Below are 14,733 nucleotides of genomic sequence, written 5' to 3'. Positions count from 1 at the left end.
GAATAAAATTAAACCCGTGGACAAGCGTCTGCGGGTTTTTTAATACGAGATATTAAGTGGTGCGTTCCCTTGACGGGATTGCAATTTGTGAGGCTTTGGATATCTTCGTTTGATAGCAATTGACTTTACACTGCAATAGAAGCACCAAGAGGAGCTAAACGATATGGGTTTAATGGACGGAAAACGTGGTATTGTGTTTGGCGTGGCGAATGATCGCAGCTATGCGTATTACTGTGCGAAGCAGCTCATCGAACAGGGTGCGGAATGTTTGTTTGCGTTCTTGCCGATCGGCAAGATGGAACAACGTGTTCGCAAAACGATTCAGAAGAACTTGGGGATTGAAGAGCCGTGGCTTGAGCCGTGTGATGCGAACAGCGATGAATCGTTGGATGCGATTTTTGCGAAGGTGAAGGAAGAGTTCGGGACGATTGATTTCATCGTTCACTCGATCGCTTTTGCGGATAAGGATTACTTGAAGTTTGATATGTTCCATAAGACGCCGCGGGGTGTATTTACCGCTGCAATGGATACCAGTGCGTATACCTTGCTGGCCATGGCGCAGCGTGGGATGGAATTGATGCCGAATGGGGGGGCAATCATCAACCTTAGCTACTACGGCGGCGAGCGCGTCGCGCCGGGCTACAACGTCATGGGTGTGGCGAAGGCGTGTCTTGAACACACGACCCGTTATCTGGCTTATGAGCTCGGCGACAAAGAACGAAACATCCGTGTGAACTGCATCAGTGCGGGCCCATTCAAAACGCTAGCTGGTGCGGGCGTTGGTGGGATGGACGAGATGATCGCGCATCAGGTGCGACGATCCTCCATGAAACGTGCGAACACTGGCGAAGAGGTCGGCGACACCGCAGTGTACCTGCTGAGTAATCTGTCCAGTGGTGTGACCGGCGAAACGATCCACGTCGATTGCGGCTTCAGCATCTTGGGTATTTGATACACATTTGCCGAGCAGTTTGATTGAATTGAGAATCCTCAGCGGAAGCTGGGGATTTTTTTTATATCAGGTTCATAGTTTTCGGGGGCAGATAGTTGCGTTAGAATGCGGAGAGATTTTGGGGTGGATCATGGACGATCTCACATCTAAAACAGAGAGCAGGGATGACGATGGCACTAAGATTTCGATGCGAACAGTGTGATGCAAAAGTGAAGGTTCCAGATGGTTCTCACGGCAAGCGTGTGAAGTGTCCGCGATGTCATTTGATGCAGATGGTGCCGATGGAAGCGACGGATGTGGCGCCGCCAATGCGTGAGATCGAGAACAAAGATGCTGAGATGGTTGTGGCTCAGGAGACAGCTGTGAGCAATGTTTCGGGGGTAGTGAAGGAAGACGATTCGGCGGGTACCGTTTCAGAAGAGTTGGTTGGTGAATCTGAACAGATAGAAGAGGATGACGCCGATGAGTTGATGGAAGACAACGAAGAAGGGGATGAAGCGGAAGCCGACGAAACAGAGTTGGCCGATGATGAAAATGAAGAAGATGATGCATATGAAGAAGATGATGCATATGAAGAAGAAATGGAAGAGGATGAGGATAGTGAAGAATTGATGGAAGACGAAGAGGAAGAAGAGTGGGAGGAAGAAGAGGTTGGGGAGGGCGATGATGAAGAAGTTATGGAAGATGACGAAGAGGAGGAATGGGATGAAGAGGAATACGAAGAAGTTGATGAGGAAGATGAAGAGAACGAAGAGCTGATGGAGGATGAAGAGGAGACGGATGAACGCGAGGCGGTTTCTGATGAAGAGAATGCCACTGTAAGTGCAACAGATGATGTGGAAGAGGTTGATGAGGTGGAGGAAATTGCTTCAGAATCGGCTTTGGAAGCTGAGGAGGAACCTGCGGAAGCTCATGTTTTAGGGGTTGCTAAAAATACGGAGGGGGCAAGGGGCGTAGGCGAAGATGAAGATATCGCGGAGATGGCGCGTGATGCGGAGGAAACGGTTGAAAAACTGGAGGCCGCCCGTGTGGTTTTGCGTAAGAGCAAGCCAGCCGGTCCGAAGGTGGCGATCCCGTTAGATGGTGGTGGCGAGGTAATTGAAAATGAGGCTGTTGAGCAGGTAGCAACTAGCGAGCCCGTGGTTGTGACGACGCTACACAAAAAATCGATTGATACAAAAGCAAGCCGTGTTGCATCCGCAGGCGGCAAGGATGATCATGATTCTTCCGTAAATGATGCAGCAACTGCTGTGGCAGAAGCGGCTGCAGAAAAAATTGTTGAGCCGGTTTCTGTGACCGCTTTAGGAGAGCGGGTGCTTGAGTCGAAAGTGGTGCAGACAGAAGTGCCGAAGCCGCGAGATGTGAAGCGAGATCGATCTGATTCTGGGGTGGGGTCGAGTCAAGATGCCGTGGGTTCTGGAGGCGATGATGCGCCGTCACGTAAGTCTATTGAAGCGAAGCGGTCTGAAGTCTCACTCAGAAAAGATAGCAGTGTACGTCCTGAAAGACGGGTGGTGTCGCGAGGGCAGACGGCAAGGCATCCGGGTGAGCGGCCAATGGAGCAATCTCAGCGGAGATCGGTAGGGAGCAGGGGCGACTCACGAACTGAAATGGTTGAGGAGCCGTATGTTGTGTTGTGGGGAATGGGGATATTTTTGCGGGTGATGGGCGTGTTGCTCATTGTTGGTGCGGTGAAATTGATGAACGTGATGAGTGGTCCTGAGACTAGTTTTTTGGGCAGCATGTTCTGGATGATGGTGGGGCTGACCAGCTGCGCGGTGGTGTACACCGTGGGTGAGATGGCAGCGATGTTCCGCGAGCGGCTTTTGAAGTGGGATCAGTTGGAGCAGGATGAGCAGTAAAACAACAAGCCGTACTTTGACTGGTAAGCGATCCACGAAGGATGTTGATGCTGCTGCGGAAACGTCGGCAGATCTTGATGCGCGGAACGCAGGAGGGATGGGGATTAAAGGATGGCAGAAATACTTTCCTTGGCTGTTAGTGTTGGTAGGGACGTTCGTATATTTGAATACGTTTGAGAACGAGTTCGTGTTAGACTCGATTCCAAGCGTGACCATTCTTGGGAAGTTGTCATTCGATAAGTTTATGGAATGGCTGTTAGTGGCGACGCGGCCAGTGGCGGATTTGACAGTCTGGCTAAACGCGCAAATCTCAGGGCAGGAACCATGGTCATATCGGCTCACAAACGTAGCGATCCATCTGGGGGCGGGGCTGTTTTTGTATGGTATCGTGCGGCGAACATTGAAGCTTGGTCGGATGGGCGAACGGCTCAAAGCACAAGCTGATATTTTCGGGTTCGTGATCGCGATTCTGTTTGTCATTCATCCGCTGCAGACACAATCCGTGGCGTACATGATTCAACGGCATGAGTCACTGATGGGTTTGTGTTATCTGGGAGTGATCTATTCGACGGTTAGGCTGGCGACGGTGGAGGCAAGTCAATCGCGGATGATATGGATTATGGTCGCGATGGTGCTGAGTCTGGTGGGGATGCTGACCAAGCAAGTGATGGTGACGGCGCCGATTGTGGCGATGCTGTTTGACCGGTGTTTTATCACGGGTGATCTACGGGAAACGCTACGGAAACGGTGGCGGTTTTATGGACTGTTGTGTGTGACGTGGGTGGGGATCTTGTGGACGTTTTATGCGGCGCGTGGGAGTGACGATACCTCGGCAGGGTTCAGCAATCAGCTATACACGCCTATGGAATATCTATTGTCGCAGGGTGAAGCAATCTTGAATTACTACTTGCGGTTGGCGTTTTGGCCCCGTCCGCTGGTTTTGGATTACGGGATCATCGGAGCGTACAAGCGCGGAGACAGTGTATGGCTGTGGAGTGGCTTGGTGGTTGGGATGATGTTGCTCGCAAGTATGTGGGGATTGATCCGCAACCGCTGGTGGGGTTTCTGCGGGATGGCCTTCTTTTTGATTCTTGCACCGACGTCATCAATCATGCCGATTGCAGACGTGGTTTTTGAACACCGGATGTATTTGCCGCTGATTGTGGTGATCGTACTTGCGGTCTTTGCGGTGGACTGGATGGCAAGGAAGCTGCTTACGGATGGCTTTGTGCGTGCGGTCATCATAGCGGTGGGTTTGGGTGTTGTGGTGCTGGTATTTTCGTTGATGACGATTGAGCGGAACACAGAGTACACGTCGCGGCTGTCGATGTGGACGAGTGTGGCGCAACGTGTGCCGGAGAATCCGAGGGCATGGCATAACTTGGGTAAGGCGCAGGATGATCGCGGGATGCAAAAGGACGCGGTTGCGAGTTACAAGAAGGTATTAGCCCTCTTTCCCAATCACGCGCTGACACACAACAGCATGGGCAAGATCATGATCGACAACGGGCAGGTTGACGAAGCGATCGGCATGTTTGGCCGAGCGATCGAGCTGAACCCGAAGGATGAAAGCTTTGTGTACAACATGGGGCGGACGCTTTGGATGAAGAAGGACTACGCTGGAGCGGCGACGTATCTGCAGAAAGCAATCGCGATGAAGGAAGATTATCCTGAAGCGCACAATAACCTCGGTATGGTTTGGGTTGCACAACAACAGTTTGATCAGGCTGAAGCAGAGTTTGCCAAGGCGATCGAGGCAGATGATCAGTTCATCAATGCCTATTACAACGATGGAATGCAGAAGCTGCGGCGGGGATTGCTTGATGCAGCAGAAGCGAGGTTTGTTGTTGCTGAGAAAATTGATCCAGCGCGGGTTGATGTACAGAATAGCTTGGGGCAGATTTTGGCGCAGCGAGGTGAGCTTGAAAAAGCATGGGCACGGTTTGTAAAAGTAAATCAGATAGCTCCAGATTATGTCCCTGCGATTGGGAATATGGCAACCGTGGCGGTGCAGTACGCCAAAATGGGTAAACAGGCGGACGCGATCATGAAGCTGCAGCAAGCGATTGCTGCGGGACAGGCGGCTCAGCAGCAGGGTGCGAACATTGGGCAACTCAATCAAGTCATGCAGCAGCAGTTAAAAGCTTGGCAATAGCGGATGATGAAGGAAACTTCGTCTAATCACTGATTAGGCGGTTCAATGTTTGCCGGGCAGTTTCGCTAACCAGCTCCGACTCAGATTCATCTTCAGCAAGTAATTTAATTTTGGCGATCAACTCCGGCTGATCGTTTTTTTGTGATGGGTGATTAAGCAATTGGTTGCCAAGTGCGATCAGTGCATTACGTTTGAACATGTCAAGTTTGATTCGTTTGAGGGCTGAGCCTTGAAAAACGCGCTGGCGATCTTCAGGCGACCAATCGAGAATCTCAAACAGATCAAGTCCTGCTGCAAGTTCGGAATTGGGTTTGTAGGCTTCAAGGAATTGGTCGAGTGGCAGATGATTGTCGGGGCGGTTGTGCGGACAGACTTCTTGGCAAATGTCGCAGCCAGCGATCCAATCTTGCATTTGAGGTTGAAGATCAAGTGGGATAGTTGAGCGATGTTCAAGGGTGAGATAACTGATACAGCGGGAGCCATCCATTTTGTAGCCATCAGGGTCGATGCACTTGGTGGGGCAAGCGTCGATGCAGCGGGTGCATGAGCCGCAGTGATCTTGCATCGGCATGTTTGAGAATGGCGGATCCGGAGATGAAACTTGTGAGTTTTGAGAAGGATCGCTCTTGGAGAGATCCAAAGAGGTGACGATCGCGCCGAGCAGCAGGTAAGACCCAAGCTTAGGATGGATGAGCAGAGTGTGCTTGCCGGTCCAGCCGAGTCCTGCAGCAGCAGCGTATTCGCGCTCCAACAGCGGGGCGGTATCAGTGGTGCATTTGAATTGCGCATCGGGGTAGGCGGTTCGGAGCTGATCGGCGATCTGGAAGAGCCGTTTTTTGATGGTTTTGTGATAGTCGCGTCCCCAGGCGTAGCGGGCGATTTTGCCCCTCATATTTGGTGGGCGGTCATTTGACCCCACAGGGGGAACCTGTGAGCTTGGGAATGCGGCGCTGTGCGCGGTCTTTGGGTCGGTCTTGCCAGCTTGATGTGAGGAGTAGGGGGAGGATGGTGGATAGGCATCAGCGAGGCAGATAATTGATTGCGCGCTGTGAAGAAGGTTTTGTGGGTCCAAACGGACATTGAGGTGGTCTGCGAGGTATTTCATCTCACCGTGCTGATTGGTGCTGATCCAGTTTTTGAGGGTTTGAGGGTGTTTTGCAGGGGTGGCCGGGCAGATGCCGACAAGCGCGAAGCCGAGATCACGGGCCTGCCGTGCAATCAGTTGTGTAAGAGGCTTGGGATGTGGAGTGGCTGGGTCGGTCATTTGGGGCAGTCGGAGTTATCAACATTCTGTAGGTCGTTGGAAGTTAGGTTATTATGACGGTGGGAAAAAGGAAAATGTCGCGCGAGAATCATAGGATTTTTGGTGATCATGTAGCCGCTGACTAACGCCGGTCTCGCTTGGCGAGCGGTTAAAGTCGCATTACAATCCTGTCGCTGAGGTTGCCCGGGTGGGTGGCCGAGAGCGGACACTGAGCTGGACAGTAGAGAAAACATGCCGTACGACCTGAAACCGTTTGATGTGGATTGTGAGACGACGCCGTACCTTGATAAGAAGGAAGCGGCGAAGGGCGATCGCTGGCTACTGAACTTTGGTCCTCAGCACCCCGCAACACACACAACCTTGCGTATTGTGTTGGAGTTGGACGGCGAGCGGATCGTTCGCGCGGTGCCGCATATTGGTTATCTGCATTCGGGGTTTGAAAAGCTCGGAGAGAAGCTGGACTACAACCAGTACGTGACAGTGGTTAGCCGCATGGAGTATCTCGCTCCGATCGCGGAGGACATTGCTTGGCATCATGCGGTGGAGAAGCTGTTCGGGATTGATCTCACGCCGCGATGTAAAGTCGTTCGCACGATCATGGCTGAGATGGGCCGGTTGCAGACGCACCTGCTTTGTGTTGCGGCGGCGGCGCTGGACCTTGGCGCGTTCACGGGCTTTCTTTACTGCTTCAACATTCGTGAGCATATCTACGATATTATTGACTACATCTCTGGTCAGCGTTTCCATCCAGACTGGACACGCGTCGGCGGACTCTCGCAAGACCTGCCCGATGAAAAGATGTTTGTGAAGCTGATCAAGAAGTTCATCAATGAACAACTTCCACCAGCCATCAACGACATCGAAACACTGCTCAACAAGAACAAGATTTTTCGTGATCGTACCGATGGGATCGGACAGGTTTCCAAGGAAGATGCGATTGCATGGGGATTGACTGGCCCGATGGCACGGTCGGCTGGCGTGATGCGTGATGTTCGCAAGGATACGCCGTACCTGTGTTATGCAGATAACTGGGACGGGCAGGGCAGCAGTGCGGTTGATTTCAAAGTGCCCATTTGCACGACCGGCGACGTGCTTGCACGTTACTTGGTACGTCTGGAAGAGATTAAGCAATCGGTGCACATCATTAAGCAATTGATCGATGATATTCCAGGTGGACCGATGAATGTGGATGATGAAAGCAAGTTGGCGAAGCCCGACAAATCATCAGTGTATGGCTCGATTGAAGGATTGATCCAACACTTTGAATTGGTGATGACCAATCGCAAGTGGGAAGCGCCGATTGCTGAGGTATATGGGGCGAACGAATGTGCGGACGGGGAAACGGGCTTCTACATCGTCAGTGATGGCGGCCCGAGTGCGTGGCGAGCGGCAACACGTCCGCCTTGCTTTGTGAACTATTCAGTGTTCAGCAAGTTGATTGAAGGCCACATGATCGCGGATATTCCCGCGGTGCTTGGCAGCATCAACATTATTGCTGGACAGCTTGACCGTTAACAGACCCGTGGGATGAGTCGGCGTTGCTTGAGCGGCCTGTGGCTTTGGCGGTGAAACGCTGAAATGAAACTTCTCATTCGGAATTTTGATTATGGCTTGGATTACGAAAAACTCTGCTGAAATGCAGATCAAGCGGCAGGATGAGCCGTTCATGGACGACGGGATGAAGTCGTCTTTGGTGGAAGTCTTGAATCGTTACCCACGCAAGCAAGCAGCGACGCTGCCTGTGCTTCATGCGGTGCAAGAGAAAGTCGGTTGGCTCCCGTATCAAGCGATCGAAGAGATTGCAGACTACTTGGACATTCCCGCATCACAGGTGCTGGACACCGCAAGCTTTTACGAAGAGTTCTGGCTTAAGCCGCGTGGCAAGTATGTCATTTGGTTGTGTCAATCGATCAGTTGTGAGGTGATGGGCGAGCCGAACCTGACGACGAGGATCGCCGATCATTTGGGTGTTAAGCCTGGCGAAACAACCGAAGATGGTAAGTTCACGTTGATGAAGGTTGAGTGTCTTGGCTACTGTGGCGATGCTCCGTGTGCATTGGTGAACGAAAAAGTTCACGGCAAGTTGACCACGGAAAACTTCATTGAAGCCATTGATGCGCTTGAGTAGTCGGCCCACTGAAAGGTCTTGCTCATGAGCTGGTTCCCGAAATTATGTCGGCAGGCGGGTTTGATGATCCATCATGCCACACACCCAGCCAAGAAGCAGAACGAAACCGTTCGTAAAACGGTTGAAGAAAAAAAAGTGAACGACCAGGTCACGCTCCGCCGCACAACGATCGAGGAAATCGAGATCAAAAAAAACGGCAACGAGCAGGACGACAAATAAGAGGGCAGGGGAACGGGACGCAATGGCTAAGGCATAGCTTCCGAGGTCATTGATCATGCGAAAGAAGAGATGATGTTAGAAACACCGATACTCACGAAACGAATCCCGACCGAACCATGGGGCCGCCATGCCGACCGTCACGTTGTATCGTATGGCGAGTACGTGAAGACCGGCGGTTACGAAGCGCTTGAAAAATCATTGGGCATGGAACGTCATGCGGTGATCGATGAAGTCAAAGCCGCTGAAATCCGTGGCCGTGGTGGTGCGGGCTTTCCTGCTGGCATGAAGTGGTCTTTCCTTCCGCCAGTTGATGGTGAACGACGCTTTCTCGCCATCAATGCCGACGAATCCGAGCCAGCCACTTTTAAGGATCGCCTTCTCATCGACTTCGACCCACATCAAGTCATCGAAGGTATCGCCATTTGCATGTACGCTTGCCAACTCGATACGGCTTATTTCTACATGCGTGGTGAGTATCACGAGCAGCGTCCTGTTCTTGAAGCTGCATTCAAAGAAGCCTATGAAAAAGGTATCTTCGGCCCGAACTCACGTCTTGGCAAAATTAATGGCCGTGACCCTGAACTTTACCTCCATCGCGGAGCGGGGGCCTACATATGTGGTGAAGAAACCGGTCTGCTTGAATCGCTTGAAGGCAAGCGTGGTTGGCCGCGTATCAAGCCGCCGTTCCCTGCGGTTGCCGGCGCGTTCGCCCGTCCGACCATCGTGAATAATGTTGAAACGCTTGCCTGTGTGCCGCACGTCATGACCAATGGTGCTGCATGGTTCAAACAACACGGTAAAGGCCGCCCTGAAGGCGCACCACCGCACGTACCCGCATCCTTCGGCACCAAACTCATCGGCGTCTCAGGCCCGGTCGTCAACCCCGGCATCTTCGAAGAAAACCTCGGCATCCCCATGTCATACTGCATTGAAAAACTTGCAGGCGGCATGCTCCCCGGCAAGAAATTCAAAGCAGCTATCCCAGGTGGTGTTTCCATGGGTGTGCTTAAAACGGACGAGTATGAAGCACCGCTCGATTACGATATTGGAAAAAACTACGGCATCATGGGCCTCGGTACCGCGTGTATCACCGTCATTCCGCATGACTACTCAATGGTCGCTTGTGCGAGAAACATCGCTCGCTTCTTTGCTCACGAATCTTGTGGCCAATGTACACCTTGCCGCGAAGGCACCAACTGGCTCTACCAGATCCTCGAACGCATCGAACGCGGAGACGGCAGCACCAAAGACCTTGACTTGCTGCTCGAGCTGGCTGGCACTATGGGCATCATGCCCGGCACCACGATCTGCGGTCTTTCCGACGGTGCGAACTGGTCCGTGCGAACCATCGTCAATAAATTCTTCGATGAGTTTGATGCAGCGGTCAAGAAAACTCGCTACGTCTCACTGTCAGTCGTGAACAGCTAAGCAGAATCAATCACACGCCTCGTTTGAGGCGTTTTTTTATGGGTAAACATCGCATTGTTGATCAATATTTAAGGTACGGGGTGTGATGGTTGGCTATGGAGTTTGATTCATGTCTGTACAATCGCCTGAGATCATTTTGCCACAAATTAAAACGGTGCTGGAAGAAGGTGCAAACGCTGGACGTGATCCAAGCGATGCTTCCAGAGGCGGAGGGGCGCAGATCTTCGCCTCTATCCACGACGAGCCCGTGATTGATTTTGCGATCGGTGATGCACAGCCGGGGACATCAATGACCCGGGATACATTGAATCTTTGGTTGTCTGCGTCCAAGCCAATTACTGCAGTGTGTTTTGCTCAGCAATTTGAAAAACATGAAGTCGATCTCGATACACCGGTGTGTGAGTATCTGCCGGACTTTGCGGCTCATGGTAAGGATGCAATCACACTCAAGCATGTCCTTACTCACACCGGCGGGTTTCGTGTCGTGCCGTACCGTTACCCCAAAGATTCCGTTGATGATGTTGTCGCCAAGATTTGTAAGAGCCGCCCTGAGCCTCGATGGAAATTTGGCAAAACAGCGGGGTATCATCTGCATACAGGTTGGTACATCTTGGCTGCGGTCGTGCAAAAACTTTCTGGGCAGGATTATTCACATTATGTGCGTGAGCATTTGTTTAAGCCGCTCGGTATGGATCACTGCTATGTTGGTATGCCTTCTGAAACCTACGACACGCTCAAGGACAACATCGCCATTATGCCGAACTTTGATGATGGGGGCAGTAAGGGTGGACTTGGTGATACTGCAGCCGAGAAAGCATGGGTCTGTGGCTGTCGCCCCGGCGGGAACGGTTATGGCCCGGTGCGTGAGCTCGCACGTTTTTATGAAATGATGCTTGGCGGAGGGGAACGCGATGGCATTCGCATCATCGAACCTGAAACCGTTGGCCTTTTCACACACCGGCATCGCGAGGGCGCCTTCGATAAAACCTTCGGTCAAACCATTGATTGGGGGCTTGGCTTCCTGCTCGATTCAAAACGTCACGGTGAAGTCGATCTCCATTACGGCTATGGACCGCATGCCTCTGACGACACATTTGGTCATTCCGGTTATCAATCCTCTGCTGCGTTTGCCGATCCTCATCACGGACTTGCCTTTGCCGTGGTATTTAACAGCACACCCGGCGAAAATGAAAATCGCCAACGGATGTTCCAACTGTTAAAGACGGTGTATGAAGAATTGGGATTGGCTTGAAGCTTTATCGTGTGAATCGTGCGATATGCTGTGAACTCTCTTGCAACGTTATGTTACAAGCAAAAGGGGAAGGTCAATCCCAATCGAAGCGTGGCGGTGTGGCGGTGCCCTGTTCGAGGTTATGTTTAATGGCATAGTGGATCAGGCTGAGCACAGTTTGCTCGTCCATCTCCGCGATCATTTGTTTGTAACGTCGGGGCAGGGGGTGTTTGTCCCAGCGGTGGATGCCCGGGAGTTGTGACATCAGATGTGCTGTCTGCGTGTCTGTTTTTGAATCGATTGAGTCGTACATGGCCTTGGCTTCTCCGTCTCCGCCCTGTTGTGATCTGATGTACTTTTTTCATCGGCCATCAAAGGGGTGTGATTTAGTTCAATCTTTACCCAATCGTTTCAAGCAAAAGGTAAGGCTGCTTCGATGAAGACAATGTTGACGGTCATGGCTTTGCTGCAAAATGGAAGTCGATTTGGCGTTACAGCGGGCCAGATTGGTTATGGGGCTTGATTTTGCATTACAATGGGCGTGATGATCGTAAGGCGGATTGAATATCCGCGGGATATTTTGGGAGTGAATAACAGATGCATAATCCGCGATTGATGATAAATATGATGCTCGTACTGATGATGGCCGCGATATCTTTCGGTTGCAATACAGCTCACAAAGTCAGTGACAAGGATATGCAACTTGCCGATTTTGACATCGTGCAGGAGTTGAATACTCGTAAAGATACTCGCACGGTGATGATTGATGTGCGATCTCAGCGTCTGTTCCAGAAAGAGCACATCAAAGATGCATTCCACATCTATCTGCCGCATCTGAAGAAGCGTGACCGTTTGCTTGCTGGTGATCCGATGATCATTGTTTATTCTTCCGGTGAAGTGCACGATCTGCTCGCAACCGCAGCCTGTAAAAAATTGCTCGACCTCGGCTATGTCAACGTCTACAACTACCGCGGCGGCCTCAAGGATTGGATCAAAAACGGTGGCGAAACAGCAGTCGTCGAATTTGATATACCTAAGACTACAGAAGATTATTCGGCAGAGAATCAATAATCTGGCCGTAATCATATGTAAAGTTCGGTATGTTTAAGATTGGTCGGCGGCGTGGTCAGCATCAATTTCATAACTCTTCGGCCACATCCCCACAAACACGCAGCACACACCAAACCCAAGCAGCAGCCAGCGGCTGTTCGTCCTGTTCGTCATGCGCACCAGTTTGCTGTTGATCGGCTGATAAGCCGGTGCCTGTGCTTGTTGCTCAACCGGAACATACTGACTCAGCCAACTGAAAATCGATTGTCCTTGAGCGCGATTGGCCTCGCGCTGGCCAGTGTAATCTGAACCGCCAAGATTAACGTGCAGGATCTTGCTGCTGGCTGGTTTCTGATGCAGCTCTGTAAAGGCAAGACGCTCAATCAATACCGGATCGTCGTTTTCGAGTGATGTTTGAAAATGCTGATAGCGATCTTGAAGCGATTGCAGATTTGTGAGCTGTGCTTGCATGATGTCCCGTCGCGACGCCAATTCCCGGCAGCTCAGCCAAGCCGGTGTCAGAAGCGTCATTGCCAGCAAACTCATCCCGGCCAACACAAAAATCACCCCACTCAGCGAGGCAAACAGACGTTCAGATTGGCCAGCGCGCACTTCTTCCATAGACCACTTTTTTATCGGCAATCAGGGCAGTCCCGCGCCACTTTGTCATCCTCATCTCATCGAAACCTCCCGTACCCAGCAAGTTTTATCTTATGTGACTGTCTCGCTCCCTCAAATTGCCCGCTAAATCCCCGCAGATCGGCTTTTCTGGCATCACACAGTGGCCTTATGATACAATGCTTGGCTCGCCCAAACGGACAATTTCGCCTGGACCCTCACCCGATGAACCAAACGCTGACCAACAACAAATCAATCTACCTCGAAACCTTTGGCTGCCAGATGAACGTCCTCGACACGCAGCTCGTCAAAGGTCAGCTTCAATCCCTCGGCTACGCTTTCACTGACAGTTGGCAATCTGCAGATGTCATCATCTACAACACATGCTCCGTCCGTGAACACGCAGAAAACAAAGTTTGGTCACGTGTCGGTGAAATCGGTATCCACAAAAAGCAAAACCCGCATGTCATCCTCGGCATCATCGGTTGCATGGCCGAACGCGATGGCAAAGACATGATCCGCAAACATCCACAAATCGATCTTCTTTGCGGCCCCGGCGAACTCGACAAAGTGCCTATGCTCATCGACAACCGCCTCAAGACTGATCTCGAAGAACGAGGCGGCGTCCGTAACGCAGACATTGCACTGCAAGGTAACACACATCGTCGTACTGCAACGCTTTCCGCCGCGCAAGACACACTCGAAATGCTCGACCTATCCCGCGCTTTCGATCCCGACACACATGAAGGCTCCGCCTACGTCCGCATCACGCGCGGTTGCAACAAGTTCTGCACCTACTGCGTTGTTCCCAACACCCGTGGCGGCGAAGTGCATCGCCATCCCGATCATATCGTCGAGGAATGCAAAAAACTGGTAGAGCAGGGCGTCAAAGAAATCACCCTTCTCGGCCAAACCGTGAATCACTATCACTATGACACGAACGCCACCATCACGATTGAAGGTGTGCATCAACCGCAGATCGGCCAGATTCTTTCGCCTAACCGCGGCACAGGCGGTCCATCACCCGTCTTCTCCGATGGCGTCGTCTCCTTTGCTGATCTGCTTGCTCGTATCCATGATGAAATCCCAAACCTCCAGCGTTTGCGTTTCATTACGTCACTTCCCCGTGATTTTGGCAACGACATCCTCCAAGTCATCAAAGACCGCCCGCGCATCTGTCGTTACCTACACCTCCCCGTTCAGTCCGGCTCAAACCGCATCCTCAAACTCATGAACCGTGGCTACACAGTCGAGGAATTCAAAGACCTCATCGACCGTGTCCGCGAATACCTCCCCGATGCCGAACTCGCCACCGACATTATTGTCGGCTTCCCCACTGAAACAGAAGAAGATCAACAGCAAACCGCCGAGCTTCTACGCTACTGCAAATTCAAAAACTCTTTCATCTTCAAATACTCACCACGTCCTGGCACCGTCGCCATCGACCGTTTCGAAGATGATATCTCCAACGACACCAAGAAACGCCGCAACAATGAACTGCTGAATATTCAATCTGAAATCAGCAAAGAAATTCACGAAGCCTACGTCGGCAAAACGATTCCTGTTTTCGTTGAAGCAATCAGCCGAAAGACCATCAAAGCTCGTGAAAATGCCGCTGATCCCGCCGTTACCATTGGCTGGGAAAAACCGCAGGAAATCACCCAACTTACAGGCCGAACCGATGGCGATCTCATTGTGGTTTTCGATGGCGACGCCTCACTCATCGGTATCACAGTCGACATCACGATTGATCAAGCTTCCCCGCTTACACTTTTCGGATCACAAGCTGCAGCCGTAAATGCGTCTTCAAATAACGCATAATTCAT

Annotated in this window: 13 protein-coding genes; 10 read left to right on the top strand and 3 right to left on the bottom strand. The window is 51.6% G+C overall.

What is annotated here, in order from left to right; all coding sequences use genetic code 11:
* Nucleotides 1-163 precede the first annotated feature (163 nt).
* From ACQ6WK_RS10185 to ACQ6WK_RS10175, 3 genes are all read left to right on the top strand, one after another.
* A complete protein-coding gene (locus ACQ6WK_RS10185) occupies nucleotides 164-952 on the top strand; it encodes an enoyl-ACP reductase FabI (RefSeq protein WP_432797277.1) in 789 nt (262 codons plus the stop codon).
* A 170-nt stretch (nucleotides 953-1,122) separates the two neighbouring features.
* A complete protein-coding gene (locus ACQ6WK_RS10180; RefSeq protein WP_432797276.1) occupies nucleotides 1,123-2,814 on the top strand; it encodes a hypothetical protein in 1,692 nt (563 codons plus the stop codon).
* Entirely contained in the window at nucleotides 2,804-4,969 is a 2,166-nt protein-coding gene (locus ACQ6WK_RS10175; protein WP_432797275.1) for a tetratricopeptide repeat protein, read from the top strand. Before ACQ6WK_RS10180 ends, ACQ6WK_RS10175 begins: the two co-directional genes overlap by 11 nt.
* 22 nt (nucleotides 4,970-4,991) lie before the next feature.
* Here the strand turns inward: ACQ6WK_RS10175 and ACQ6WK_RS10170 are convergent, their stop codons facing one another.
* On the bottom strand, nucleotides 4,992-6,233 hold the full coding sequence (locus ACQ6WK_RS10170) for an epoxyqueuosine reductase (RefSeq protein WP_432797274.1): 1,242 nt from the start codon (nucleotides 6,231-6,233) through the stop codon (nucleotides 4,992-4,994).
* Between the two features lie 231 nt (nucleotides 6,234-6,464).
* Here ACQ6WK_RS10170 and ACQ6WK_RS10165 point away from each other — a divergent pair, with 231 nt between their 5' ends.
* The 5 genes from ACQ6WK_RS10165 (at nucleotide 6,465) to ACQ6WK_RS10145 (ending at nucleotide 11,260) form a co-directional block, all read left to right on the top strand.
* Nucleotides 6,465-7,748, top strand: a complete 1,284-nt coding sequence (locus ACQ6WK_RS10165; protein WP_432797273.1) for an NADH-quinone oxidoreductase subunit D — start codon at nucleotides 6,465-6,467, stop codon at nucleotides 7,746-7,748.
* A gap of 91 nt (nucleotides 7,749-7,839) precedes the next feature.
* Entirely contained in the window at nucleotides 7,840-8,361 is a 522-nt protein-coding gene (gene nuoE, locus ACQ6WK_RS10160; protein WP_432797272.1) for an NADH-quinone oxidoreductase subunit NuoE, read from the top strand.
* 24 nt (nucleotides 8,362-8,385) lie between these two features.
* On the top strand, nucleotides 8,386-8,580 hold the full coding sequence (locus ACQ6WK_RS10155; RefSeq protein ID WP_432797271.1) for a hypothetical protein: 195 nt from the start codon (nucleotides 8,386-8,388) through the stop codon (nucleotides 8,578-8,580).
* A 69-nt stretch (nucleotides 8,581-8,649) separates the two neighbouring features.
* The gene (gene nuoF / locus ACQ6WK_RS10150; RefSeq protein WP_432797270.1) at nucleotides 8,650-10,008 is read left to right on the top strand and encodes an NADH-quinone oxidoreductase subunit NuoF; all 1,359 of its coding nucleotides are present in this window, start codon (nucleotides 8,650-8,652) and stop codon (nucleotides 10,006-10,008) included.
* A gap of 109 nt (nucleotides 10,009-10,117) precedes the next feature.
* Nucleotides 10,118-11,260 (top strand): serine hydrolase domain-containing protein, encoded by a 1,143-nt coding sequence (locus tag ACQ6WK_RS10145; RefSeq protein WP_432797269.1) that lies wholly within the window; start codon nucleotides 10,118-10,120, stop codon nucleotides 11,258-11,260.
* A gap of 73 nt (nucleotides 11,261-11,333) precedes the next feature.
* Here ACQ6WK_RS10145 and ACQ6WK_RS10140 read toward each other — a convergent pair whose 3' ends face one another.
* Entirely contained in the window at nucleotides 11,334-11,552 is a 219-nt protein-coding gene (locus ACQ6WK_RS10140; protein ID WP_432797268.1) for a hypothetical protein, read from the bottom strand.
* A gap of 314 nt (nucleotides 11,553-11,866) precedes the next feature.
* On the opposite strand from ACQ6WK_RS10140, the gene ACQ6WK_RS10135 reads away from it, so the two are divergent.
* A complete protein-coding gene (locus tag ACQ6WK_RS10135; protein WP_432797267.1) occupies nucleotides 11,867-12,310 on the top strand; it encodes a rhodanese-like domain-containing protein in 444 nt (147 codons plus the stop codon).
* Between the two features lie 33 nt (nucleotides 12,311-12,343).
* Here the strand turns inward: ACQ6WK_RS10135 and ACQ6WK_RS10130 are convergent, their stop codons facing one another.
* Complete coding sequence (locus tag ACQ6WK_RS10130) at nucleotides 12,344-12,910, bottom strand: hypothetical protein (RefSeq protein ID WP_432797266.1); 567 nt, start codon at nucleotides 12,908-12,910, stop codon at nucleotides 12,344-12,346.
* A 222-nt stretch (nucleotides 12,911-13,132) separates the two neighbouring features.
* Between ACQ6WK_RS10130 and ACQ6WK_RS10125 the strand changes: the two genes are divergently transcribed.
* A complete protein-coding gene (locus tag ACQ6WK_RS10125; protein ID WP_432797265.1) occupies nucleotides 13,133-14,728 on the top strand; it encodes a MiaB/RimO family radical SAM methylthiotransferase in 1,596 nt (531 codons plus the stop codon).
* The last annotated feature ends 5 nt before the right edge of the window (nucleotides 14,729-14,733 follow it).

Source organism: Poriferisphaera sp. WC338 (genome assembly GCF_050931845.1).
Taxonomy (GTDB): domain Bacteria; phylum Planctomycetota; class Phycisphaerae; order Phycisphaerales; family Phycisphaeraceae; genus Poriferisphaera.
The sequence above is the reverse complement of the archived record's forward strand: the minus strand, read 5'-3'. Positions and strand labels throughout refer to the sequence as shown.

Coding starts and splice junctions, on each gene's coding strand:
- ACQ6WK_RS10185 (WP_432797277.1), top strand. CDS start 164: ATGGGTTTAATGGACGGAAAACGTGGTATTGTGTTTGGCGTGGCGAAT.
- ACQ6WK_RS10135 (WP_432797267.1), top strand. CDS start 11,867: ATGCTCGTACTGATGATGGCCGCGATATCTTTCGGTTGCAATACAGCT.
- ACQ6WK_RS10170 (WP_432797274.1), bottom strand. CDS start 6,233: ATGACCGACCCAGCCACTCCACATCCCAAGCCTCTTACACAACTGATT.
- nuoF (WP_432797270.1), top strand. CDS start 8,650: ATGATGTTAGAAACACCGATACTCACGAAACGAATCCCGACCGAACCA.
- ACQ6WK_RS10145 (WP_432797269.1), top strand. CDS start 10,118: ATGTCTGTACAATCGCCTGAGATCATTTTGCCACAAATTAAAACGGTG.
- ACQ6WK_RS10175 (WP_432797275.1), top strand. CDS start 2,804: ATGAGCAGTAAAACAACAAGCCGTACTTTGACTGGTAAGCGATCCACG.
- ACQ6WK_RS10155 (WP_432797271.1), top strand. CDS start 8,386: ATGAGCTGGTTCCCGAAATTATGTCGGCAGGCGGGTTTGATGATCCAT.
- ACQ6WK_RS10140 (WP_432797268.1), bottom strand. CDS start 11,552: ATGTACGACTCAATCGATTCAAAAACAGACACGCAGACAGCACATCTG.
- ACQ6WK_RS10165 (WP_432797273.1), top strand. CDS start 6,465: ATGCCGTACGACCTGAAACCGTTTGATGTGGATTGTGAGACGACGCCG.
- ACQ6WK_RS10130 (WP_432797266.1), bottom strand. CDS start 12,910: ATGGAAGAAGTGCGCGCTGGCCAATCTGAACGTCTGTTTGCCTCGCTG.
- nuoE (WP_432797272.1), top strand. CDS start 7,840: ATGGCTTGGATTACGAAAAACTCTGCTGAAATGCAGATCAAGCGGCAG.
- ACQ6WK_RS10125 (WP_432797265.1), top strand. CDS start 13,133: ATGAACCAAACGCTGACCAACAACAAATCAATCTACCTCGAAACCTTT.
- ACQ6WK_RS10180 (WP_432797276.1), top strand. CDS start 1,123: ATGGCACTAAGATTTCGATGCGAACAGTGTGATGCAAAAGTGAAGGTT.